The organism is Halospina denitrificans, from assembly GCF_004364635.1.
In the GTDB taxonomy this organism is placed as follows: domain Bacteria; phylum Pseudomonadota; class Gammaproteobacteria; order Pseudomonadales; family Oleiphilaceae; genus Halospina; species Halospina denitrificans.
Window position 1 is genome coordinate 202,904 of sequence record NZ_SOAX01000007.1, and the last position, 23,912, is coordinate 226,815.

Annotated in this window: 20 protein-coding genes; 1 reads left to right on the forward strand and 19 read right to left on the reverse strand. The window is 61.3% G+C overall.

Annotated elements, in window-relative coordinates; genetic code table 11:
- The 6 genes from ribA to DES49_RS15725 form a co-directional block, all read right to left on the reverse strand.
- On the reverse strand, window positions 1–621 hold the full coding sequence (gene ribA, locus DES49_RS14000; protein ID WP_133737054.1) for a GTP cyclohydrolase II: 621 nt from the start codon (window positions 619–621) through the stop codon (window positions 1–3).
- 71 nt (window positions 622–692) lie between these two features.
- A complete protein-coding gene (gene moaC / locus DES49_RS14005) occupies window positions 693–1,178 on the reverse strand; it encodes a cyclic pyranopterin monophosphate synthase MoaC (protein WP_133737055.1) in 486 nt (161 codons plus the stop codon).
- On the reverse strand, window positions 1,175–2,152 hold the full coding sequence (locus DES49_RS14010; protein WP_133737056.1) for a Nudix family hydrolase: 978 nt from the start codon (window positions 2,150–2,152) through the stop codon (window positions 1,175–1,177). Before DES49_RS14010 ends, moaC begins: the two co-directional genes overlap by 4 nt.
- 3 nt (window positions 2,153–2,155) lie before the next feature.
- Complete coding sequence (gene argJ / locus DES49_RS14015; RefSeq protein WP_133737057.1) at window positions 2,156–3,373, reverse strand: bifunctional glutamate N-acetyltransferase/amino-acid acetyltransferase ArgJ; 1,218 nt, start codon at window positions 3,371–3,373, stop codon at window positions 2,156–2,158.
- A gap of 5 nt (window positions 3,374–3,378) precedes the next feature.
- Window positions 3,379–6,129, reverse strand: coding sequence for a preprotein translocase subunit SecA (secA, locus tag DES49_RS14020; RefSeq protein WP_133737058.1), 2,751 nt, complete (start codon window positions 6,127–6,129; stop codon window positions 3,379–3,381).
- A gap of 191 nt (window positions 6,130–6,320) precedes the next feature.
- The gene (locus DES49_RS15725; RefSeq protein ID WP_133737059.1) at window positions 6,321–7,244 is read right to left on the reverse strand and encodes a M23 family metallopeptidase; all 924 of its coding nucleotides are present in this window, start codon (window positions 7,242–7,244) and stop codon (window positions 6,321–6,323) included.
- Between the two features lie 160 nt (window positions 7,245–7,404).
- Between DES49_RS15725 and DES49_RS14030 the strand changes: the two genes are divergently transcribed.
- A complete protein-coding gene (locus DES49_RS14030; RefSeq protein WP_133737060.1) occupies window positions 7,405–7,848 on the forward strand; it encodes a DciA family protein in 444 nt (147 codons plus the stop codon).
- 9 nt (window positions 7,849–7,857) lie between these two features.
- Here DES49_RS14030 and lpxC read toward each other — a convergent pair whose 3' ends face one another.
- From lpxC to DES49_RS14095, 13 genes are all read right to left on the reverse strand, one after another.
- A complete protein-coding gene (gene lpxC, locus DES49_RS14035) occupies window positions 7,858–8,775 on the reverse strand; it encodes a UDP-3-O-acyl-N-acetylglucosamine deacetylase (protein WP_133737061.1) in 918 nt (305 codons plus the stop codon).
- A gap of 157 nt (window positions 8,776–8,932) precedes the next feature.
- A complete protein-coding gene (gene ftsZ / locus DES49_RS14040; protein WP_133737062.1) occupies window positions 8,933–10,096 on the reverse strand; it encodes a cell division protein FtsZ in 1,164 nt (387 codons plus the stop codon).
- Between the two features lie 66 nt (window positions 10,097–10,162).
- Window positions 10,163–11,398 (reverse strand): cell division protein FtsA, encoded by a 1,236-nt coding sequence (ftsA, locus tag DES49_RS14045; RefSeq protein WP_133737063.1) that lies wholly within the window; start codon window positions 11,396–11,398, stop codon window positions 10,163–10,165.
- A gap of 17 nt (window positions 11,399–11,415) precedes the next feature.
- Complete coding sequence (locus tag DES49_RS14050; RefSeq protein WP_133737064.1) at window positions 11,416–12,249, reverse strand: cell division protein FtsQ/DivIB; 834 nt, start codon at window positions 12,247–12,249, stop codon at window positions 11,416–11,418.
- Window positions 12,246–13,205, reverse strand: coding sequence for a D-alanine--D-alanine ligase (locus DES49_RS14055; RefSeq protein WP_133737065.1), 960 nt, complete (start codon window positions 13,203–13,205; stop codon window positions 12,246–12,248). Before DES49_RS14055 ends, DES49_RS14050 begins: the two co-directional genes overlap by 4 nt.
- Window positions 13,195–14,646 carry a UDP-N-acetylmuramate--L-alanine ligase gene (murC, locus tag DES49_RS14060; RefSeq protein WP_133737066.1) on the reverse strand — a complete coding sequence of 484 codons (1,452 nt, stop codon included), beginning with the start codon at window positions 14,644–14,646 and terminating at the stop codon, window positions 13,195–13,197. The genes DES49_RS14055 and murC overlap by 11 nt, the downstream gene beginning before the upstream one ends.
- The gene (murG, locus tag DES49_RS14065) at window positions 14,639–15,718 is read right to left on the reverse strand and encodes an undecaprenyldiphospho-muramoylpentapeptide beta-N-acetylglucosaminyltransferase (protein ID WP_133737067.1); all 1,080 of its coding nucleotides are present in this window, start codon (window positions 15,716–15,718) and stop codon (window positions 14,639–14,641) included. Before murG ends, murC begins: the two co-directional genes overlap by 8 nt.
- Entirely contained in the window at window positions 15,708–16,868 is a 1,161-nt protein-coding gene (gene ftsW, locus DES49_RS14070) for a putative lipid II flippase FtsW (protein ID WP_133737068.1), read from the reverse strand. Before ftsW ends, murG begins: the two co-directional genes overlap by 11 nt.
- On the reverse strand, window positions 16,865–18,205 hold the full coding sequence (murD, locus tag DES49_RS14075; RefSeq protein ID WP_133737069.1) for a UDP-N-acetylmuramoyl-L-alanine--D-glutamate ligase: 1,341 nt from the start codon (window positions 18,203–18,205) through the stop codon (window positions 16,865–16,867). Before murD ends, ftsW begins: the two co-directional genes overlap by 4 nt.
- 10 nt (window positions 18,206–18,215) lie before the next feature.
- Window positions 18,216–19,301 carry a phospho-N-acetylmuramoyl-pentapeptide-transferase gene (mraY, locus tag DES49_RS14080; protein WP_133737070.1) on the reverse strand — a complete coding sequence of 362 codons (1,086 nt, stop codon included), beginning with the start codon at window positions 19,299–19,301 and terminating at the stop codon, window positions 18,216–18,218.
- Window positions 19,286–20,665 carry a UDP-N-acetylmuramoyl-tripeptide--D-alanyl-D-alanine ligase gene (locus DES49_RS14085; protein WP_133737071.1) on the reverse strand — a complete coding sequence of 460 codons (1,380 nt, stop codon included), beginning with the start codon at window positions 20,663–20,665 and terminating at the stop codon, window positions 19,286–19,288. Before DES49_RS14085 ends, mraY begins: the two co-directional genes overlap by 16 nt.
- A complete protein-coding gene (locus DES49_RS14090) occupies window positions 20,662–22,152 on the reverse strand; it encodes a UDP-N-acetylmuramoyl-L-alanyl-D-glutamate--2,6-diaminopimelate ligase (RefSeq protein ID WP_133737072.1) in 1,491 nt (496 codons plus the stop codon). The genes DES49_RS14085 and DES49_RS14090 overlap by 4 nt, the downstream gene beginning before the upstream one ends.
- Window positions 22,149–23,891 (reverse strand): peptidoglycan D,D-transpeptidase FtsI family protein, encoded by a 1,743-nt coding sequence (locus DES49_RS14095; protein ID WP_133737073.1) that lies wholly within the window; start codon window positions 23,889–23,891, stop codon window positions 22,149–22,151. The genes DES49_RS14090 and DES49_RS14095 overlap by 4 nt, the downstream gene beginning before the upstream one ends.
- Window positions 23,892–23,912: the final 21 nt, after the last annotated feature.

Sequence of the window (23,912 nt, forward strand, 5' to 3'; positions counted from 1 at the left end):
TCAGTCCTCGAGGGGCGGGTCGTCGTCCTGGTGGGTAGTGAACCAGTGCCCCATCCGTGAGCGCTTGGTATCCAGGTAGGTTTCATTATGGGGGTTGCGCCCGACCTGGAGCGGGACCCGTTCCACCACCTCAATCCCGAGCTCCCTGAGGGCATCCACCTTGCGCGGATTGTTCGTCATCAACCGCAGCTTTGCGATTCCCAGATGGGACAGCATATCCAGGCACATGCTGTAATCGCGTAGATCGGCAGCAAATCCAAGGCGTTCATTGGCTTCAACAGTATCCGCGCCCTGGTCCTGGAGATTGTAGGCCCGGATCTTGTTGAGAAGACCGATACCACGCCCTTCCTGGCGCAGGTAGAGCAGAAGCCCGCGCCCTTCAATGGCAATACTGCGAAGCGCCTCTTCGAGTTGATAGCCACAGTCACAACGCATGCTGTAAAGGGCATCGCCGGTAAGGCATTCGGAGTGGGTCCGCGCCAGCACCGGCTCACCATCGGCAACATCCCCAAGGCTCAGGGCAATGTGCTCCTGTCCGGTACTGATTTCCTCAAAGCCGTGCATATCGAAAACGCCAAATGGCGTCGGCAAGCGACAGCTTTCGATAAAGCGAACGACCAAGGGACCGACCTCTCAGAAATTAAAGGGATGCAAGTGTAACAGAAGGCGCCCAACCGCTGAATACGCGGAGACTACTGAGCCTCCGACGATTGCCAGTGACCGGAGCGACCGCCCTGCTTTTCAAGCAGGCGGGTGTTGTCAATAACCATGCCCCGGTCCACCGCCTTGCACATGTCATAGAGCGTGAGCGCCGCCACCGAAACCGCCGTCAGAGCTTCCATCTCCACACCCGTGTTGGCGGAGAGGCGACATCGGCTCTCGATATCAATGCCGTCCCGATCCGCGCGTGGCGTAAGCCATACCTTCACTGAGGACAGGTTGAGGGAATGACAGAGCGGAATCAGCTCATGGGTTTTCTTGGCCGCCATGATCCCCGCGATACGCGCCGTAGCGAGCACATCCCCCTTGGGGTGTTCGCCGGCCAGGATCATGTCCAGGGTTTCCGGTGCCATCCGGATGGTGCCCGCGGCCCTGGCCTCGCGCTGGGTAACGGGCTTGTCGCCCACATCCACCATGTTGGCAGCGCCGGACTCATCCACGTGACTCAGTTTGCTCATGAGAATTCCCCCTTGGTGTCCCACCAGAAACGGATACCGGCAACGCCGCAGCCGCCCCGGGCCCGTACCTGTTCCAGATCATCCGGACCCAGTCCACCCAGGCCATACACGGGCAGAGACACCGATTCCGCCATGGCATGGAAACGGTCCCACCCTATGGCCGGTTGGCCCGAATGGGTCCGCGTCGGCCGCACGGGTGACAGGAAGGCATAATCCGCGCCCAGCTGCTCAGCGTGCCTTAATGCTACCTCGTCGTGGCAGGATACCCCCAGGCGATGGGCCCCGGATACCGGGCGGGCGGAATGGCGGGCAGCCACCGCCCATGGCAGGTGGAGGCCGACGGCCTCGGGGCACTGTTCCAGAACCTCCGGGCCACCATGGACCAGAACGCGGACATCCGCATCACCGGCCGCCCCGTTCAGGCATTCAAAATCACGCCGGTAATCAGTCGCAGAGCGCCCGGGTGCGCGGAGAACACAGTCGCTGCCCGCCCATCCCGACAGCCAATCACGCAGCGCGCCGGGGGGCAGATCCGATACCGGCGGTTCAGTGCCCGTAATGAGAATAAAGTCCGGCTGCTGAAGCGCCTGCAGGATCACACGGTTTGCCGCTGGAAATTCACCGGGCTCCAGGCCTTCCAGTTCCCGCCAGCCCAGTGTCTGGCCTTCACGGCTGGCAGGATGGCCGGTATAGCGGGTTATCGTAAAAACCTCGAGCCGGACTCGGCGATCGCCGTAATCATGCTCAACACGCATCAGGAATTCCGGCGCACCCGGATCGACCGATAATCCGACCTCTTCCCTCAGTTCCCGGCACAGCCCTTCCCGAGCCGTTTCCCCCGCATCCACCTTGCCGCCAGGAAACTCAAGGAGACCGCCCTGGTGCTGGTCAGCCGAACGATGAGCCACCAGGGCACGCCTCCTGCCCGAACCGGTATCCAGAACAACCCCCAGCGCCACATGCACCACGGCCATGGCTCAGGTCCGGTATTCCGCGTTTATGGTGACGTACTCGTGGGAAAAGTCGCAGGTCCAGACCCGCTCGGCGGCCTGACCGCGTCCAAGAACGATACGGATACAGGGTTCGGCGCCATCCATCACCGCCTGGCCGTCGGCTTCCGTATAGGTGGGAGAGCGTCCGCCATCCTGTACGATACAGACATCATCCAGGAACACATCAATACGGCTGACATCCAGGTCCTCGAGACCGGCGCGGCCCACGGCCGCCAGTATCCGGCCCCAGTTGGGGTCGGCGGCATAAAGGGCCGTCTTGACGAGGGGTGACTCGGCCACCGCAAAAGCCACCTTCAGGGCTTCAGCCTCTGTGCGCGCCCGTTCAACACGGACAGTGACAAAGCGCGTAGCGCCCTCGGCGTCGCGCACAATTGCCTGCGCCAGCTCACGGAACACGTCATGGATGGCGTCGCGCAGTGCTGGAATAACCCGGTCCTTGCCATCCAGGACCCTGGCGTGACTCTGCCCCGTCGCCACGCCGACACAGGCGTCATTGGTGGAGGTGTCGCCGTCGACGGTAATCCGGTTGAAACTTGCTTCTGCCGCCTCGGCCACCAGGGACTGGAACTGATCACGGGGAACGGCGGCGTCGGTGGCCATGAACGCGAGCATGGTCGCCATATTGGGGCGGATCATCCCGGCACCCTTGCTGATACCGGAGATGCTTACGGGGTCGCCGTCGATGACCAGCTTCCTTGTGGCACCCTTGGGCAGAGTATCCGTGGTCATGATGGCGGAAGCGGCCCGCTGCCATCCCGATGGACTCAGCGCCGACAGCGCTTCGGGAATGGCGTTCTGGATGCGTTCCACTGGAAGCGGCTCCCCGATAACCCCGGTGGAGAAAGGAAGCACCTGATCGGGCTGCGCACCACCAGCATCGGACAGCGCGCGGCAGCAGCTTTCCGCGTCCGCCATGCCCTGTTGGCCGGTACCGGCATTGGCATTGCCTGTGTTGATCAGCAGGTAACGTGGCCGGCTGTTGGCCAGTGAGCGCTCCGCCAGGATCACGGGCGCCGCGCGAAAGGCGTTGCGGGTGAAGACCGCGGCGGCTTCAGAACCCTCGGCGATTTCCATCACCACCAGGTCATCCCGGTCCGGGGACTTGATACCCGCCCGGGCAACCCCGAGCCGGATACCATCAATGGCCTGGAAATCAGGAAGGGGTAACGGATTCACGGCCACGGCGTTTACTCCACCTTGCCATGGCAATGCTTGTATTTCTTGCCCGAACCGCAGTAGCAGGGCTCGTTGCGTCCGACCTTACGGCCGTCGCGAACGAAAGGCTGCTGACCAATGCCGCCCTCGTCGTCCTTCTGCTCCTGGTCACCCCCGGCATCATCCCGTGCCGCGGCCCCCTGGGGCTGGGATTCATGCTTGGTCTGGGCCGAGGCCAGCTCCCTCTCGAGTTCCTGGCGACGCTGGCGCTCCAGTTCCTCAAGCTCTTCCTGACGCTGCACGCGCACATGGGAGAGCACCCGGACCACATCGAACTTGATGGATTCCAGCATATTCTGGAAGAGGTTGAACGCCTCTCTCTTGTATTCCTGCTTGGGGTTGCGCTGGGCGTAGCCACGCAGATGGATACCGCGGCGCAGGTGATCCATGTTCGACAGGTGCTCTTTCCAGAGCGTATCGAGGGTCTGCAGGAAGATCTGCTTCTCGAAGCGCCGCATCGTGGCGGCGCCGACGATGTCTTCCTTCTCCTGATAGGTGTTGATGTGCTCCTGCAGGATCCGCTCCCTGAGCTTTTCCTCGTACATCCCCTCTTCCTCGAGCCAGTCCCGGACCGGCAGCTTGAGACCGAGTTCCGACTCGAGATGCTTTTCAAGGCCGGGCACGTCCCACTGCTCGGGAATGCTCTGGGGCGGAATGTACTGGCTGATGGCGGAATCGACCACGTCCTCACGGATCTGGCCGATGATGTCCGAGATGTCCTCGGATGCCATCACTTCGTTACGCTGCTCATAGACCACGCGGCGCTGGTCGTTGGCCACATCGTCATACTCGAGAAGCTGCTTGCGCATGTCGAAGTTGCGGCCCTCAACCTTGCGCTGCGCCTTCTCGATGGAGTTGGTCACCATGCGGTGCTCAATGGCCTCGCCTTTCTGCATGCCCAGCGCCTGCATGAGGTTCTTGACCCGGTCCGGGGCGAAGATGCGCATCAGGTCGTCTTCCAGGGACAGGAAGAAACGCGAGGAACCCGGGTCGCCCTGGCGGCCGGAACGCCCGCGGAGCTGATTGTCGATACGCCGTGATTCATGGCGCTCGGTGCCAATGATGTGCAGGCCGCCCGCCTCAACCACAGCGTCGTGGCGCTTCTGCCAGTCCGCGCGCAGGGCCTCTTTCTGCTCCTCGGTGGGGTTGTCCAGATCCGCCAGCTCGGCGTCCAGGTTCCCGCCAAGCACGATATCGGTGCCCCGGCCCGCCATGTTGGTGGCGATGGTCACGGTGCCAGGCTTACCGGCCTGGGCAATGACATGGGCTTCTTTCTCATGCTGTTTGGCGTTGAGCACGTTATGGGGAATGTCCGCTTCCTTGAGCAGCCGCGACATAACTTCGGAGGTATCGATGGAGGCCGTGCCCACAAGCACCGGCCGCCCCGCCGCAACCTCGTCGCGGATCTCGTCAATGATGGCCTGGTACTTTTCCTCCTGGGTCAGGTAGATCAGGTCGTTGTAGTCAGTCCGGTTAACCGGCTTGTTGGTGGGGATACAGACGACGTCCAGGCCGTAGATCTGGCGGAACTCAAAGGCTTCGGTATCCGCCGTGCCGGTCATGCCCGCGAGCTTGTCGTAGATCCGGAAGAAATTCTGGAAGGTGGTTGAGGCCAGCGTCTGGCTCTCGGCCTTGATCTCGACCCCTTCCTTGGCTTCCACCGCCTGGTGGAGCCCTTCACTCCAGCGGCGGCCCGGCATGGTGCGGCCGGTGTGCTCATCCACGATGACCACATCACCGTCCTGGATGATGTAGTCCACATTGCGGTGGAACAGGTGATGGGCACGCAGACCGGAGTGCACATGGTGGAGCAGCGACAGGTTGGCGGCCGAGTAGAGGCTCGAGTCCTCGTCAAGGAGCCCGGCCTCGCGCAGAAGCTGCTCGACCTTCTCATGGCCCCGTTCCGTCAGCTCCACCGAGCGGGATTTCTCGTCGATGGTGAAGTCCCCGTCCGGCTCTTCCTCCGCATCCGGCGACGACTTCTCAAGCTGGGGGATCAGGCGGTCGATGCTGTTGTAGATGTCGACATTGCTCTCAGCGGCACCGGAGATGACCAGTGGTGTCCTCGCTTCGTCGATCAGGATGGAGTCCACTTCGTCGACAATGGCGAAGTGCAACCCGCGCTGCACCTTGTCCTCAATACTGAAGGCCATGTTGTCGCGCAGGTAATCGAAACCGAACTCGTTGTTGGTCCCGTAGGTAATGTCCGCGGCGTAGGCCTCGCGCTTCTCCTCCGAAGGCTGGCCGGAATAGATGACCCCCACGTCGAGTCCGAGGAAGTTGTAGAGTTTACCCATCCAGGCCGCGTCACGGCTGGCCAGGTAGTCGTTCACGGTGACGAGGTGCGCCCCCTTGCCCGTGAGCGCATTCAGATAGATGGCGAGGGTCGCCACCAGGGTCTTACCCTCACCGGTGCGCATCTCGGCAATATGGCCTTCATGCAGCGTAATACCGCCGATCAGCTGCACGTCGAAGTGGCGCATTCCCAGCACCCGGCCGCTGGCCTCGCGCACCACCGCAAAGGCTTCCGGCAACAGGTCATCCAGCTCGGCGCCGTTGGCGAGCTTTTCCTTCAGCTCTGTGGTCTTGCCCTGCAACGCCTCGTCCGAGAGCTGAGACAGTTCCGGGTCAAACTGGTTAACCTTGTCGACCAGTTTTTGCATCCGCTTGATTTCACGGGCATTTTTGCTACCGAATAAGCGCGTTGCCAGCTGTGCAAACATAATAAGCCATTCATTTCCATGGAAGCCCTGCGCCGGATAACAGGCGCCGGAGTCCGGCAGGGCGGATTCATCTCTCGGCGTATCCGGGACACTTTGAAGCAGAGCATTCTAACGCTAATTGAGCGGCGGATAAAAGCGACTGCAGACAGGGAGGGAGAAGCAGAAGCGCAGGGCCCGGAGGGCCCATGCGGCTACATGAAGTCTTTGGGGTCCTGGCGGTTTCCGTTCCTGACTACTTCAAAATGCACATGGGGACCCGTAGAACGGCCGGTGGAGCCCATCACGGCAATCTGCTGGCCCTTTTCCACAATGTCTCCCTTGCTCACCAGAAGCTCCTTCGCGTGAGCATAGCGGGTCTGAAGTCCGTCGCCATGATCGATCTCGACGAAATACCCATAGCCACCCTTCTGCTTGGCTGCGGTCACAACGCCGGCGCCAACTGCGACAACATCCCCGCCATCACGACCGGCCACGTCGACCCCTGTATGCCAGGCGCGTCGACCGGTAAAAGGGTCAGTACGGTAGCCATAGGGGGATGAAGTCCAGCCCCAACTCACTGGCCGACCGTCCGGTTCCCTCTGGTTATTGATTTCACGATTGGCAATCAGCCGGTCAAGAAGGGCAAGCTGTTTTTCACGTGAGCGCAAGCGACTGTCCAGCGCGTCAATCTGATCCTCAAGATCCGCCAGGCTCTGGTTTTCACCGGAAAGCTCAGCTTCCGGCCCACCCATGGCGGGAGCTGCGTCGAAATTGAACTCCTGGTCGCCCATGTCTGCCGCCGCAACAAGATTCTGGCCAAGCGCATCAACGCGCAGCGCCCGCGCCTGAATTTCTCCAAGGCGCCGCGTCAAGGCATCGATCTCGTGCTCGGCGCGCTCTTCAACATTGGCAAGCCTTTCCCGGGTTTCCACAAGCCGGGTGCGCCAGCGGCTGACCAGATGGCTTTCGGTCTCGGCATCACCTTCAGCAACCTGCTGCAGGGCAAGCTGGTAACCACCCCAGGCAGCACCACCGACGGCACTGGCCAAAGCGATTACGACCGCCACTACCGCCTGTTTTCCCGGGACCAGCATCCTGGCCCTGCCGTGATGGCGTCCTACCAACAGAATATTCATAGACCCACCTGAATCCTTTGTTGCGCCTCTGTCATGATCGTCCGACGCATTAGCCGTTTTTAATGGTCTATTGAGTATAGACACGTCCCACCCCATACTCTATTTAGTAATGTAACTGATCCTTTCAATTGCTAAAGCGCAGGCTGCGGGCCTTTTCAGAATGTCGCGAGAGAACCACCCGACCAATCCGTTCCGGAACGCACCCAAAGGGCCGCTCGAGACCCTACTCAACCGGGCCGACCAACACCAGTGGCTTGAATCAATCGTAATGAGGGCTTTGCCGCCGACGCTGGCGGAATGCTGTCGGTTTGCCGGCTGCAAAAACGGCGAGATGACGCTACTCGTACCCGACAGCACGCGCGCAAGCCAAGTTCGGTTTCAGCAACGGGCGATGCTGCGGGCATTGAGGGAGGATGAACGTTTTTCTCAGGTCTGGCGCATTCGTATACGGGTCCAGCCCTGGTTTTCACCGGCGCCGCGACGGTCGACACCACCGCCCCGACTTAGCGAGGACAATGCCCGCCTCCTCAGGGAAGAGGCCGAGCACACTGAGGATGAGGCGCTGAGGGATGTACTGCTGAGGCTTTCCTCTCACACCCGGTAACGCGGAATTTCAGCCCGTCGCTGCGAGCGAGGGCTTGAAGTAGGAAATCGGAGCCTTGGCCTCATCGTCAAAGGTCACCACTTCCCAGGCATCCTCTTCCGCAATCAACTTCCGCAACAGCTTGTTGTTGAGATCGTGGCCCGACTTGAAGCCACGGAACTCGCCGATAAGGCTCGAGCCCATCAGATACAGATCCCCGATGGCGTCCAGCATCTTATGGCGTACAAACTCATCATCGTAACGCAGCCCGTCCTCGTTCAGGATCCGGTAGTCGTCTACGACGATAGCATTATCAACACTGCCGCCCAGCGCCAGATTCATCGAGCGCAGGGCTTCAATATCGCGCATGAAACCAAAAGTCCGCGCGCGGCTCACTTCCTTGACGAACGAAGTGCTCGAAAAATCCACGGTGGCATTCTGTGAACGCCCATCAAAGACCGGATGATTGAACTCGATCGTAAAACTCACCTTGAAGCCTTCGAACGGCGTGAAGGTTGCCCACTTACCTTCCTCCTCGACGGTCACTTCCCGCTTGATACGGGTAAAGCGCTTGGCCGCTTCCTGCTCCGCAATACCCGCGGACTGCAGCAGAAAGACAAAGGGGCCGGCACTGCCATCCATAATGGGGACTTCAGCCGCACTGAGCTCAACGTAGCAGTTATCCAGCCCCAACCCGGCCATCGCGGACATCAGGTGCTCCACCGTGGCCACCCGGACCCCATCCTTGACCAGTGTGGTGGAGAGCATGGTCTCGCCCACGTATTCCGCCTTGGCCTCTACTTCCACCACCGGGTCCAGATCCACCCGTCGGAAAACGATGCCGGTATTCACCGGTGCCGGTTTGAGTGTCAGGAATACCTTTTCACCGGAGTGAAGCCCCACACCGGTGGCCCGAATGGTATTTTTCAAGGTGCGCTGTCTAATCATGGGTTCATCGTTCCGTCATATTATCGCCGTACAATGCCGCCGGCAGTTTGCATGTACTGTATCAGATGCCGCCGCTGAGCGCCATTTGCACAGCCCACCGTAAACCGAAACATTGGCCTGAATGACAGGCTTTTTGTCCCGTTTTTGTAACAGTACGTCAGTCCGCCTGACGGCGCAGAAACGCCGGAATATCAAGGTAGTCCACATTGGCATCGGACTCACCCTGGCTCTGCTGGTCCACGGCGGCATTGCCATTACTGGAGACAGCGCGGCGACGCAGCACGGCCGGACGGTCCAGCTGGTTATAGTCCGTCTTGCCATCCAGGTTCCGGGTATTGTCGACCACCTTTGTAGGGGCTTCCGCTTCTGCGTTCAACCCCGTTGCCACAACGGTCACCTTGAGTTCACTTTCCATCTCCGGGTCAATCACGGTACCCACGACGACCGTGGCGGATTCGGAGGCAAACTCCCGAACGATATCACCCACTTCGGTAAATTCGCCCAGGTTCAGGTCCATGCCGGCGGTAATGTTCACCAGGATGCCGCGAGCGCCCTGCAGGTTGATGTCATCCAGCAGCGGACTGCGGATCGCACCCTCGGCCGCCTCGCGCGCCCTTTCTTCGCCGGTGGCGCGGGCTGTGCCCATCATGGCATTACCCATCTCGGACATGACCGTCTTAACGTCGGCAAAATCCACGTTGATCATGCCGTTACGCGTAATCAGGTCGGCAATGCCCTGGACCGCACCAAGAAGGACGTCATTGGCCGAAGCAAACGCATCCAGAAGACTGGTGTTCTTGCCCATCACGGTCAGCAGGCGTTCGTTGGGGATGGTGATGAGCGAATCAACACTCTCCTCAAGAGCCCGGAGACCGGCATCCGCCACCTTCATGCGCTTGCCGCCCTCAAAGCTGAACGGCTTGGTGACGACGGCAACCGTCAGGATTCCCATTTCACGGGCAACCTCCGCAACGATGGGAGCCGCACCAGTGCCGGTACCACCGCCCATGCCGGCCGTAATAAAGACCATGTCGGCCCCCTTGAGCGCATCCGCGATGCGATCCCGGTCCTCCATGGCGGACTGGCGGCCGATCTCCGGATTGGCGCCGGCTCCAAGGCCTTTGGTGATGTTGCCACCAAGCTGGATCAGTGACTTGTTATCCAGATCCTTGAGGGCCTGGGCATCCGTGTTCGCACACAGGAATTCCACCCCCTCAATGTCACTGGACAGCATGTGGCGCACGGCGTTACCACCACCGCCGCCAACACCGACCACTTTGATGACCGCGCTCTGCTCGACGTTGTCTACAAGTTCGAACATTTTCCCTTCTCCTTCGGTTTAGAGCGGCCCGCAGCCGCAATTTTCTCGTGTTGAGACACTCGTGTTTCAGAAATTCCCGGTGAACCAGTTCTTGATTCGCGCCAGGAGCGTATTCTCGGAAGCCGGGCGGGACTCACGCCCCTGTCCCAGCTCAATCTGTTTGAAGCCATACATCAGCAGGCCCGCGCCAGTGGCGTAGACCGGGTTGCTGACCACATCACTCATACCCGTAATGCCGGTGGGTGAAGCGAGCCTGACCGGGGCATGGAAAATCTCCTCGGCCAGCTCAACGACCCCTTCCATCATCGACGAGCCTCCGGTGAGCACGATGCCCGCCGGAATGAGGTCCTCGAAGCCACTGCGGCGCAGTTCCGACTGCACCAGCGCGAAAAGCTCTTCATAGCGGGGCTCGACCACCTCCGCCAGGGCGGCACGGGACAGGTCCCGGGGGGCGCGATCACCCACGCCGGGCACCTTGATGGTCTCGTCGGCGCCCGCCAGCTGGGTCAGTGCGCAGGCATAACGGGTCTTGATCTCTTCGGCATTCTGGGTGGGGGTTCGCAGCGCCATGGCGATGTCATTGGTCACCTGGTCCCCCGCGATCGGGATGACAGCGGTATGCCGGATGGCACCGCCCGTGAAAATGGCGATATCCGTGGTGCCCCCGCCAATATCGACCATGCAGACACCGAGTTCCTTCTCATCGTCGGTGAGCACGGAATAGCTGGAGGCAAGCTGCTCGAGGATGATGTCATCCACCTCCAGCCCGCAGCGACGAACGCACTTGTCGATGTTCTGGACCGCATTCACGGCACAGGTCACCAGGTGCACCTTGGCCTCAAGACGAACACCCGACATGCCCAGGGGTTCCTTGATGCCCTCCTGGCTGTCGATTACGAATTCCTGGGGCAGGATATGGAGAATCTTCTGGTCAGCAGGGATGGCCACGGCCTGGGCGGCATCAATGACCCGGTCCATATCCGCCTGGGTAACCTCCCGGTCACGGATCGCAACGATGCCGTGGGAGTTCATGCTGCGGATATGGCTTCCGGCGATGCCGGCGTAGACCGAATGAATACGACAGCCCGCCATGAGCTCCGCCTCTTCAACCGCACGCTGGATCGCCTGGACCGTGGTTTCGATATTGACGACCACACCCCGCTTCAGCCCCCGTGATGGATGGGAGCCGATGCCGGCCACCTCGATGGTGCCATCGGGGTTCTGCTTACCGACAAGGGCGACTATCTTCGACGTACCGATATCGAGCCCGACGATCATGTTCTCTGTGTCTGCCGCTGACATTGACTGAACCCTGTTTTTCAAGAATCTCTCCAGCGCACGGCAACACCGTTGCCATAGCGCGCATCCACCCCGTTGATACTGGCGGCGATTGGCGCCAGCCGGGATTCGTAAACCGTCATGAACCGCTGGAACCGCTCATCCACCCGGTCGCGACCAAGCGAGACGCGTATTCCGTTATTCAACAGAAGCGTCCAGGCGCCACGGGCCTCCAGGCGCAGGGATTCAAGCCCGAGATCCAGGGACTCAAGGTCGCCGGAAAAGGCCCGCGCCCGCTCAAGCACTTCCCCGGCCTTTCCCTGAGGGCCATGCAGGCCGGGAAGTCCCTCCAGGGACCCCTGGGCGGGCGAAAAGACAACCCCCTCCTGACTGACCAGAGACTCGCCATTCCAGTGGGCTACCGGTTCATGCTCAAGCACGCTCACCGTCAAAGTCCCCGGCCACTCGCGCCCGACCGCTGCGCTGCGAACCCAGGGGAGCATCTCTATCCGCGCCTTGACCCGGGAGAGGTCCGTCGCGAAATAGCTGGCGCCAAACAGGGGCTCCAGGTGACCCTGCAGCGCTTCCGACGTCGTGTGTTGCGGGTTGTTCTCGACCCGAAGATCAGTGAAATCCCGATCCAGCATGCTGATGCCCTCGGCCAGAGCCCAGGGCATCACCCCGGCCACCGCTGCCACGACAACGCCCAGGCAGGCCTGGCGCCATGGAACCCGGGCCAGGCCTGCCCCGAGCATCCGGGATGCCAACGCCAGCGCGCTCGGCTCCGCCTGCCGTCGACTGGCGCCACGGGCCCGCCCATTGGCAGTGCGTGTATCGCGCACTGAAGGCACGGGGATGAGGGGCAACCGCATCATGACGCCACCTCCAGTGACTCGCGCAGTATCCGCACCGAAAGCTCCTGGAAGCCGATTCCCACGGCTTTGGCCGCCATCGGCACCAGGCTGTGATCGGTCATCCCCGGTATGGTGTTGACCTCCAGCAGCCAGAAATGGCCATCCGCGTCCTGCATGATGTCAACACGCCCCCAGTGGCGTGCATCCAGAACCCGGAACGCATCCAGCGACAATGCCTTGAGGTAGTCCTCCTCTTCGGATGAAAGCCCGCTCGGGAGCAGGTAATTCGTATCATCCGAGAGGTACTTGGCCTCGAAATCGTAAAACGTGTGTTCGGTGGACAGACCAATCACCGGGAGGGTGTCATCGCCCAGGACACTGACCGTGTATTCCCCGCCGGATACCCATTCCTCGACCAGCACCAGCGGATCGTGCTCGCAGGCCTTGTGATAGGCATCGCGCAGCTCAGCCTCATCGGCGACCTTGTAGATCCCGATACTGGAACCTTCCCGGGCCGGCTTGACGCCAAGCGGTGCCCGGAGTGATGCAATAATGGCCTCAGCCTGGGACGCATCGGTCATCATCCGGAACGCCGGCGTCGGCAGACCGGCGCCGGCAAACACGTACTTGGTGCGCAACTTGTCCATGGCCAGCGCCGAGGCCAGCACGCCGCTGCCCGTGTAGGGAATGCCCGCCTGGTCCAGGATCGCCTGAGCCGTGCCATCCTCGCCCCCGCGCCCATGCAGCGCGATAAAGCAACGGTCATAACGGTTTTCGGCGGCAACGCGGAGCAGGTCCTTGCCCTGGACATCCACAGCCTCTGCATCAACACCCGCCTGCTGAAGCGCCTCGGCCACGGCCGCGCCGCTCTTCAGGGAAATGGGCCTTTCGGCGGAATCACCGCCCATCAGCACGGCAACGCGACCAAAGGCCCTGGCCTCGGAGGCATCAACCCGGTAATCGGCATCAGGATTCATAACCACCTCCTGTCAGGCCATTGGCGGCCAGGCGCGCGGCCAGTCCGCCGATGTCTCCCGCTCCCTGAGTAATCAGTAGATCTCCGTCCTGGAGGATGTTCCCCAGCAGGGACTCAACCTTGGTTTGATCCTCGACAAACACCGGATCAAGCCTGCCCCTCTGCCTGATACTGCGGCACAGGCTCCGGCTGTCCGCCCCCGGGATCGGCTGCTCCCCGGCGGAATACACATCCAGCATCAGAAGTACGTCGACCTCCGACAGGACGGGCACAAAATCGTCGTACAGATCGCTGGTGCGGCTGTACCGGTGCGGCTGATAGATCATGACAAGACGGCGGCCCGGCCAGGCATCACGAATGCCGTTAATCACCGCCTCCACCTCTCTCGGGTGGTGCCCGTAGTCATCGACCAGGGTTACCACCCCACCATTGACCGGATAATCGCCATAAACCTGGAAACGGCGACCAACGCCGGTAAATCCGCTCAGGGCCCTGACGATATCCTCGTCCTCGACGCCCTCATCCGTTGCCACCGCAATGGCAGCCAGGGCATTGAGCACGTTGTGTCGACCGGGCATGGCAAGCCGGATCTCCAGTTCCTTGTGGCCTTCCGGGCGGGAGACACGGAAATGCGTGCTCATCCCGTCCGTGGTTACATCGTGACCCCGATAGTCGGCATCGGAACTGAACCCGTAGGTAATCACCGCCCGGGAGATCGTCAACGCCACCTCCCGAACCCGTTCGTCGTCACAGCACATGATCGCCACCCCGTAGAACGGAAGGCTGTGCAGGAACTCGACGAACGTCTGCTTGAGTTTCTCGAAGTCACCGCCGTAGGTGTGCATGTGGTCCGCATCGATATTGGTGACCACGCTGACCACCGGTGTCAGATGCAGAAAAGACGCATCGCTTTCATCAGCTTCCGCGACCAGATAGCGGGATCCGCCCAGTTGGGCATTGGTTCCGGCACTGTTGAGCTTGCCGCCGATCACGAAGGTCGGATCCAGCCCGGCCTCGCCAAGGATCGAGGCAATCAGGCTGGTTGTCGTTGTCTTGCCATGGGTACCGGCAACCGCAATACCATGGCGGTAGCGCATTATTTCCGCGAGCATTTCAGCCCGTGGGACCACGGGAATGCGGTTCTCCCGGGCAGCAGCCACCTCCGGGTTACTCTCGTCCACGGCACTGGATGTGACGACCACATCCGCGGCTTCGGCATTCTCGCGCCGGTGCCCTATGGCAACAGCAATCCCTAACGCCCTGAGATGCTCCGTGGTGGCGCTGTCGCGAATATCCGAGCCCACGACTTCATAGCCCTGGTTATACAGCACTTCCGCGATACCACTCATACCGGCGCCCCCGATACCGACGAAATGGATCCGTCGAATCCGGCGCATCTCCGGGACTTCGTAAACCAGGGGCTTGTCGTTTCGCTCAGCCATGAGCAGCCTCCACACAATAATTCACAACCCGCTCCGTGGCGTCGGGAACCGCCAGCGAACGGGCGGCCTGCGCCATTTTCAGCAGCGCGCCCCGATCCTCATCCAACGCCTGGATCTGGGCCGCCAGACCTGCTGCCTCAAACTCCGGCTGGGGGATAAGCCTCGCCGCGCCGTTCTCACTCAAATGGCGGGCATTGGCGGTCTGATGGTCATCCACGGCGTAGGGGAACGGCACCAGGATGGCGCCAACCCCCACTACGCAGAGTTCCGCGAGCGTCAGCGCGCCCGCGCGACAGATCACAAGGTCCGCATTCCGGTAGGCCTGCGCCATATCCTCGATGAACGGCACCACCTCCGCCTCAACTCCCGCCGACCGGTAGGCCTCCCGGGTGGACTCAAGGTGATCACGACCGCATTGATGAGTGACCGACGGACGGTTGCTCCCCGGTAGCGCGGCGATCGCCACCGCAACACGTTCATTGATAACCCTGGCTCCCCGACTGCCACCGAGCACCAGTATCCGCATCCGCTGCTCCACGCCAATGCGCTGTGACGGGTCGGGGAGCTCCAAAAGATCCTGCCGGACGGGGTTGCCAGTGCAGCGGGTAACGGTCTCCGGTCCGAAAGCACCCGGGAAGGCTTCCAGCGTGATCTGTGCGAAGCGGGACAGCCAACGGTTGGTCATACCGGCAATGGCGTTCTGTTCATGAATAACCAGTGGCCTGCGCATCAACCAGGCCACGACCCCGCCCGGCCCGGAAACAAAGCCACCCATTCCAACAACGCAATCCGGCTGAACCCGACGCAGCACCTGCCAGGCCTGAAGAAGGGCCCGCGCCAGTCTCAGCGGAGCCAGGAACCGTGTCAGGCCTCCCTTACCCCGCAGACCCGATACCGCAATCAGCTCGAGCGGGATATCCGTCCCCCCAATCAGGTCAACTTCCATCCCGCCACGGGAACCAAGCCAGCTCACTTCATGGCCCATCGACTGAAGCTGGCGCGCCGTGGCAAGGGCGGGGAAGACGTGCCCGCCGGTTCCGCCCGCCATGATCATAAAGCGCTTACCCGCCATTGGCTGCTCCTCCCTGTTCCAACTGATCCTGGCGCTCCATTTCCACCCGTGCGATGACACCAATCGAAACGCAGGTCACGATCAGGCTGGAGCCCCCGTAACTGACGAGGGGCAGCGTCAGTCCCTTGGTGGGCAGAAGCCCGGTATTGACCGCCATGTTGATGAATGCCTGGAGTGCGATCAGCAGTGTCATGCCGTATGCCAGGCAGGCGCCGAATTCCAGTCCATCCTGTTCCGCTCTGCGCGCAATACGCAGCCCCATCCAGATCAATGTTGTAAACGCCAGCAGGATGAGAAGCGCGCCCATCAGGCCAAACTCTTCCGCGGCAATGGCATAGATAAAATCAGTGTGCGCCTCCGGAAGGTAGAAGAGCTTCTGAACGGAGTTACCCAGACCTTCCCCAATCCACTCACCACGCCCAAATGCAATCAGCGACTGGGTCAGCTGGTAACCGGTATCAAACTGATCGTTCCAGGGATCGAGATACGCCACCACCCGCTTGAGCCGGTACGGCTGGGTTACGATAAGAAGAGCCCCAAGTACGGTGCAAAGAAGGATCAGGGGTGTGAACCGGGTGAGGCGCACACCACTGAGAAAAATCATGCCCAGCGCTGCCGTCATGAGCACGACGATCGCGCCGAAGTCGGGCTGTATGAGCAGCAACAGTGCCGCCGCGGCGAGCACCAGAACCGGCTTCAGGAAACCCATCCAGGTACCGATAAGCTCGGCACGACGGCGCACTACGTAACCCGCCAGGTAGATGATCAGCAGCCACTTGGCGATTTCCGAAACCTGGAGATTGACCACGCCAAGCGATACCCAGCGGGTACTGCCGTTCACGGTAATGCCGAGCGGCGAAAGCACGATAATCAACAGGGCGAAAGCGGTGAAGAGCCATACCCAGGCCCCCCTGAGCCACCAGGCCAGGGGCACATTGGCGACCGCCACTCCGGCCAGGCTGGCGGCAACCGCAAAAACCATCTGACGCAGCACGAAATGGAAGGGATTGCCATAATGGTCTGCGGCCACCTCCATTGAGGCGGAGGCGATCAGCACGAGTCCGACGACAAGGAGCAGCCCCGCGCTCAACAGCAGCACCGGAAGCTCCCGCCCCCTGGTTCCCTGAAGTTGCATCGCAGCCGCCGTCATAACGCCTCCACTGCCTGGATAAAGGCATCGCCGCGCGCTTCATAGTTGGCATACTGGTCCAGACTCGAGCAGGCGGGCGACAGCAACACCCGGTCGCCAGGCTCGGCGATCGCGGCAGCTGTTTTTACCGCCTCGCTCATATCGCTGGCCTTAACGGCCTCCACCTCGGAGCCCAGTTCGTCGATCAGGCGCTGTCCGTCTTTACCAAGCACCACCAGGCACCGAACCCTGCCGGAGATCACGCTGCGGAGTTCGCTGAAGTCCGCGCCCTTACCATCGCCACCGGCGATCAACACAATCCGACCCTCACGGGGCGCCAGGCTCTCGATCGCCGCACGGGTCGCGCCGACGTTGGTCGCCTTGGAGTCATTGATCCAGGCGACCCCTTCATGAACGCGCACCGTCTGGGAACGATGCGGCAGCCCCGTGAAATGACGCGCGGCCTCGAGCATGGGCTCCATGGGGAGTCCAGCTGCCTGGCCGATGGCCAGCGCCGCGAGCACATTGGCAATGTTGTGATCTCCGGCGACCTGGAGCTCAGACGCATGCATCAGGTTATCCAGCCCATGGGTAAGCCAGAGGCCGGTTTCATCCTCCCGTGTGCTGAAGACGTCCAGATCCACCCGATGAGCGCCAAAGAAATGGGGCACCATGCCCTCGTTCAAGAGGGGCTGACTGAGAGGATCATCAAGATTGATGACCGCGTGACGTGCCCCCTGGAAGATTCGGTGCTTGGCACGGAAATAGCTCATCCGATCCGGATAGCGATCCATATGGTCATCCGAGATATTGAGCACGGTTGCCACCTCGGGCCGCAGGTCCGTCGCGGCCTCTAACTGGAAGCTCGACAGCTCGAGGACATAGAGCTCGACCTCCGGGGAAAGGAGTTCCAGCGCCGGCGTTCCAAGATTGCCGCCGACGGCCACGTTGACGCCAGCTTCAGCGGCCATCAGCCCCACCAGTGTGGTCACCGTACTCTTGCCGTTGGAGCCGGTAATAGCAACGATCGGTGCATTCGCCGCTTCCCGGAACAGGTCGATATCCCCGGAGATGACTGCGCCGGCTTCAGCTGCCGCCGTGATGGCTGGTTCCTCAAGGCTGACGCCGGGGCTGACGATCAATTCATCAAAACCGCGGAAGTAATCCGGATCAAAGGCGCCGGTGCGCACCGCAACGTCCGGGAATTCCTGTTCCAGCCGTGCCAGCGCCGGCGGCTGATTGCGGCTGTCCACTACGGACACGGAGCGCCCGAGGCCGTGGCAGTGACGCACGCAGGCAAGGCCGGTTTCACCCAGCCCTACGATCAGTGTGCGACGATCCGATGCAATCAGTGCCATACGGCCTTTCCTACCTCAGCTTGAGGGTCGCGAGACCCACCAGAACAAGAATGACGGTGATCACCCAGAACCGGACAATCACCCGCGGTTCAGGCCACCCCTTGAGTTCAAAGTGATGATGCAGCGGCGCCATGCGAAAAACCCGACGCCCCGTAAGCCGGAATGAGGCCACCTGAATCATCACCGACAGGGTCTCCACAACGAAGATGCCACCCATGATGAAAAGCACGATTTCCTGGCGGACAATCACGGCCACGATGCCCAGGGCAGCGCCGAGCGCGAGCGCGCCGACGTCGCCCATGAACACCTGGGCGGGGTAGGTATTGAACCAGAGAAAGCCCAGGCCCGAGCCGACGATGGCCCCGCAGAACACGATCAACTCACCGGTGCCCGGCAGATTCGGAATCTGGAGATACTCCGCGAAATTTGCGTGCCCCGAGGCGTAGGCAAAGATGCCGAGGGCACCGCCGACCATCACGGTCGGCATGATGGCAAGCCCGTCGAGACCATCGGTGAGATTCACGGCATTGCTGCTGCCCACCACCACGAAGTAGGACAGGAGAATAAAGCTGATCGGCCCGAGCATGATGCCGACATCCTTGAAAAACGGAACGATCATGGTGGTCTCTTCGGGGAGGCTGGCGCTGTAATAGAGAATGGCCGCAGCCACCACGCCGATCAGGGACTGCCAGAAGTATTTCCAGCGTGCCGGAAGACCGCGCGCGTCGCGTTCCACAACCTTGCGGTAATCATCCACCCAGCCAATGGCGCCGAAAGCCAGGGTGACCCCCACCGCGACCCAGACATAACGATTGGTGAGATCCGCCCAGAGCAGTGTGCTGACCGCCACCGAGACCAGAATCAGGGCGCCGCCCATGGTCGGGGTTCCTGCCTTGCTCAGGTGGGTTTCAGGGCCATCATCCCGAACCGCCTGGCCGATCTGGTACTGGGCCAGATGGCGGATCATCGCGGGGCCGATCAAAAGGGAGAGCACCAGCGCCGTGAGCACCCCGAGGATGCCGCGCAGGGTCAGGTACTGGAATACAGTAAACCCGCCAATGTATTGGGCCAGAAATTCTGTCAGCCAGAGAAGCATTCGTTATCGTTCCTTTTCCTGAGGTGCGCAACGGCACGGTCCATACCGGCACTCCGGGATCCCTTCACGAGGATGGAGGTTGCTCCATCCAGCTGGTCCCAGAGCTGATCCGCCAGCATCTCGGGTGTATCGGCAATCATGGTCGGTTCACCAAAACCACGGCCATAGGCCCGGGCGTAACTCCCCGTGGCCATCAAAAGATCAATCCCCAGTTCCCTCGCTCGCGCCCCCACGGCTTCATGCCGGTCTTCGGCGTCATCGCCAAGCTCCGCCATGTCGCCCAGCATGGCGACACGCCGACCCGGCATGCGGGAAAGCGTGTGCAAGGCCGAGCTCATGGAGGCAGGGTTGGCGTTGTAACTGTCATTGAGAACCGTCACGTCCGGTCGAAGCGCAATTGGCTCGAGACGGCCAGCCACGGAAGTCATCCGGGCCAACCCGGCGACCACCGTCTCGGGACCAAGGCCCTGCGCATACGCGGCCGCCGCTGTTAACAGGGCGTTGGATACGTTATGCCTGCCGGGCAAGGGGATACGCGCCTGCACCGGCTCCCAGACACCCGACTCCATCCGGAACCTAACGCCATCGGCGTCTTCCTGTATGTCATGGGCATGGAAAGCCGCATTCCCGTCGCCCTCGGCAGAGATACTGAGCACACGGCGATTCCCCGCCCTCGCCCGCCAACGATCAAAGGCGGGGTCATCCTGGTTCAGTACAACGGTTCCACCCGGTACCACAGCGTCAATCAACTCGCCCTTGGCGATGACGATATTCTCGAGGCTGCCAAAGCCTGAAAGATGGGCTTCGCTGGCATTGGTGATAATTCCGACATCGGGAGCGGTCAGGCTGCCGGTCCAGGCGATCTCGCCCAGGCCGCTGGCGCCCAGTTCAATGATCGCGAAATCCGCGCCCGGTGATAGGCGGAACAGCGTCAGCGGTGCGCCGATCTCGTTGTTCAGATTACCCTGACTCGAAACAACCGGCCCTGCACCGGCGAATACTGTCGCCAGCATGGACCGCGTCGTGGTCTTGCCGGAGCTTCCGGTTACGGCAATAACGCGGCCCTCGAATGCCTCCCGATTGACGGCGGCCAGCAGTCCCAGTGCGCGGCGGCTGTTCTCGACCTGGACCAGGGGAACCTCAAGCTCCATGGGGCGTTCGGCAATGACGGCACAGGCGCCGGCGCGCACGGCATCCGGAATGAAATCGTGGCCATCGAACCGCTCTCCAGCCAGCGCAATATAGAGATCACCCGGTTCCAGGGTCCGCGTATCAATGCTGACGCGGCTGAAGAAGACGTCGTTCCCCTTCAGCGTGCCCCGGATCAGCGGCGTTACACCGGCGAGAGACATGGCGTGCATCATGCTGCGTCCCCCTCGTACCCAAGAAGTTCCCGGACCACGTCCACGTCACTGAACGGGATGCGTTCACCAGCCCGTTCCTGAACGCGTTCATGCCCCTTGCCGGCAATCAGGATCAGGTCCTGGCCCCCGGCTTCGGCAATAACGGTGGTAATGGCTTCAAGGCGGTCATGGATAACACGCACCTCATCCGGCCGATTCATGCCCGCCAGAATCTGTTCAACAATCGCCGCCGGAGCCTCATCCCGTGGATTATCATCAGTCACCACCACCCGGTCCGCCAGGCGCTCCGCCACGCCTCCCATTGCGGGGCGTTTGGCGGTATCACGGTTGCCGCCGCATCCGAAGACACACCAGACCGCCTCCTCGGCATGGGGTCGCAACGCCGTCAGCGCCGTCTCCAGCGCATGCTCGGTGTGGGCATAATCGATAACAACCCGAAGACCGCTGGGAGCCCGATAAGCTTCGAGCCTTCCGGGCGGTGCCGTAACCGTGGGCGCAGCCGCCTGGATATCAGCGACGGGAATACCCATGGCCAGGGCCGCACCCGCCGCTGCCGTCATGTTGCTGATATTGAAAGCACCCATCAGGCGGGTATTCAATTCAAGCTTGCCCAATGGCGTATCCACCGTGGCTTCCATACCGTTACTTCCGGCGTTTGGTTCGTGGATAAAGAGCTCGGGTGAACGCGCGGTCATGCCATAGCGCAGAAGTCGCACATCCGCGCTCAGGCGCTCCGAGAGCTCAACACCGAACGCATCATCCACATTGATCACGGCAAATTCCGGCTCAAAGATTTCGAAGAGCTGAGCCTTGGCGTTGCCGTAATGCTCCATGGTTCCGTGATAATCCAGGTGCTCACTGGACAGGTTGGTGAAGATACCACCAGCAAAACGCACCCGATTCACCCTGCCCTGATCCAGGGCATGGGAGGAAACCTCCATCACCACGGCCCTGGCCCCTTCGGAACAAAAGCGACCAAGCAGCTCATGCACGCGGACCACATCCGGTGTGGTATGGCTGGCTTCCTCCAGCGTGGGCGCAAAACCGTAGCCGAGCGTGCCGATGGTCGCGGCCGGAACGCCGCAACGATTGAGCAGCTGCGCAAGAAAGGTGGTTACCGAACTCTTGCCGTTGGTTCCCGTCACCCCCACTACCGACAGGCGGGATGAGGGGTGATCATAGAAATGGTCGGCAAGTTCGGCCGCGCGGGTGCGCAGTGACTGAACCGGGACGACAACAGAGTTGCCGTACTCGTAGGCCTGTTCCGTCCTGTCGGAATCCAGAAGCACCGCGGAAGCGCCTCGCGCCACGGCATCGGGAACATGGGTCCAGGACCCCGCCGTTTCACCGGCAAGTGCCAGAAACGCCATACCCGGCCTTACCCGGCGACTGTCGGCGGTCAATCCGTAAAGCCATGTATCGAGCACCGAGGGCACATCCACCAGATCGCGAAGCAGGCCCTTGAGGCTGTGGCAGACTGACGTCATCCCCGACCTCCCTGCTGCTGCGCAGTGCCATCGACCATCTCCGGCCTGCCGGAAGGCTCCACGTTGAGGAGTCGCAACGCGTCGGACATGACGCGGCCAAACACCGGCGCCGCCACCTCTCCCCCGTAATATTCGCTCCTCGAAGGCGCATCAACCGTCACAACCGTTACAATCCGCGGATCATCGGCGGGCGCCATTCCAGCGAAAAGCGCCTTGTACTGATCCTTTTCATAACCGTTTGCGCCCACCAGGTGGACCGTCCCGGTTTTGCCGGCCAACCTGTAGATATCACTGTTGGCCCGAGTACCCGTGCCGTCCTCAACCACTGACACCAGCATCCTGCGAACCTTGGCCGCCGTTTCAGAGGACATCACACGCCGCCCCCGGGGCTTTTCATTGTTCGTGAGCAGGCTCACCGGGTAATGCGTTCCACCGTTCGCCAGTACCATATAGGCCTGGGCAAGCTGGAGCGCGTTCACGCTCATGCCGTAGCCGTAGGACAATGCCGCGACTTCAACTGGACGCCAGCTCACGTTCGCGGGCAGGATGCCGACCGCCTCCCCGGGGAAGCCAATGCCGGTGGACTGACCAAAGCCCACGCGATAGAACAGATCCTGCAGGCGTTCACCGGATAGTGCCGACGCAACCTTGCTGATTCCCACATTGCTTGAGTAGGTCACAATTTCGGAAAGGGAGAGCTCTCCGTAGTCGTGGTTGTCACGAATGGTGTAATCACCCATGCGCCGATAACCCGGGCTGGTATTGACCTTGGTGCCAGGGCGGAAATCACCGGACTCAAGCGCTGCGGCCGCCGAGAACGGCTTGATGGTGGACCCTGGTTCAAAGAGATCGGTAATGGCCCGGTTCCTCAGGCGCGACGGATCAAACTGGTCGCGGTCATTGGGATTGAACGAAGGCTGGTTGGCCATGGCCAGAATTTCGCCATTGCGTGTATCCAGCATGACAATTGTTCCACCGCGCGCATCGTGGGCTTCAACGGCGGCCTTGAGTTCGCGGTAAGCCAGATACTGAAGCCTTAGATCAAGGCTCAGCTGCAGGTCGCTGCCAGGCTTGGCTTCCTTGACCAGAGCAATATCGCGGACGGTGCGCCCATGGTTGTCCCGAAGTACCCGTTTGCTCCCATTCTCACCACTCAACCAATGATTGAAGGACAGCTCCAGACCTTCCTGCCCGGCTTCATCGATATTGGTAAAACCAACCACGTGGGAGGCAACCTCCCCCGCCGGGTAATAGCGCCGATATTCGCGACGACTGTGAATGCCGGGAATATTCAGACTCAGCGCCTGCTCTGCCAGCGATGGCTGCACCTTGCGGCGCAGGTACAGGAATTGGCGCTCCTGATTGTCAGCGAGGCGCTTTTGAAGCTTCCCTGGATCCCTGTCGAGCAGATTGGCCAGTTCGTCAAGCCGCGGATGGTCCGGAGACAGCGTGGATGGATTGGCCCAGAGCGTCGCAACCGGTGTACTTACGGCAAGGGGTTCGCCATTGCGATCACGGATTACACCCCGATTGGCGTCAATGGGCTCGGTACGAAGGGTGCGCTGTTCACCCTGACTGCGCAGAAACTCCTGATCCAGGACATGCAGCTCAACCAGGCGCACACCGATCGTGGCCGCCACCAGGAAAACACCCCCGGTAACGGCCAGGTACCGCCATTTCTCCTGCAGCGAGCCCAGGAAACGGCGTTCTTCGGCTGATTGTTGTTTTTTTGCTGCCATTGCCTGTACCCGGCTTACCGT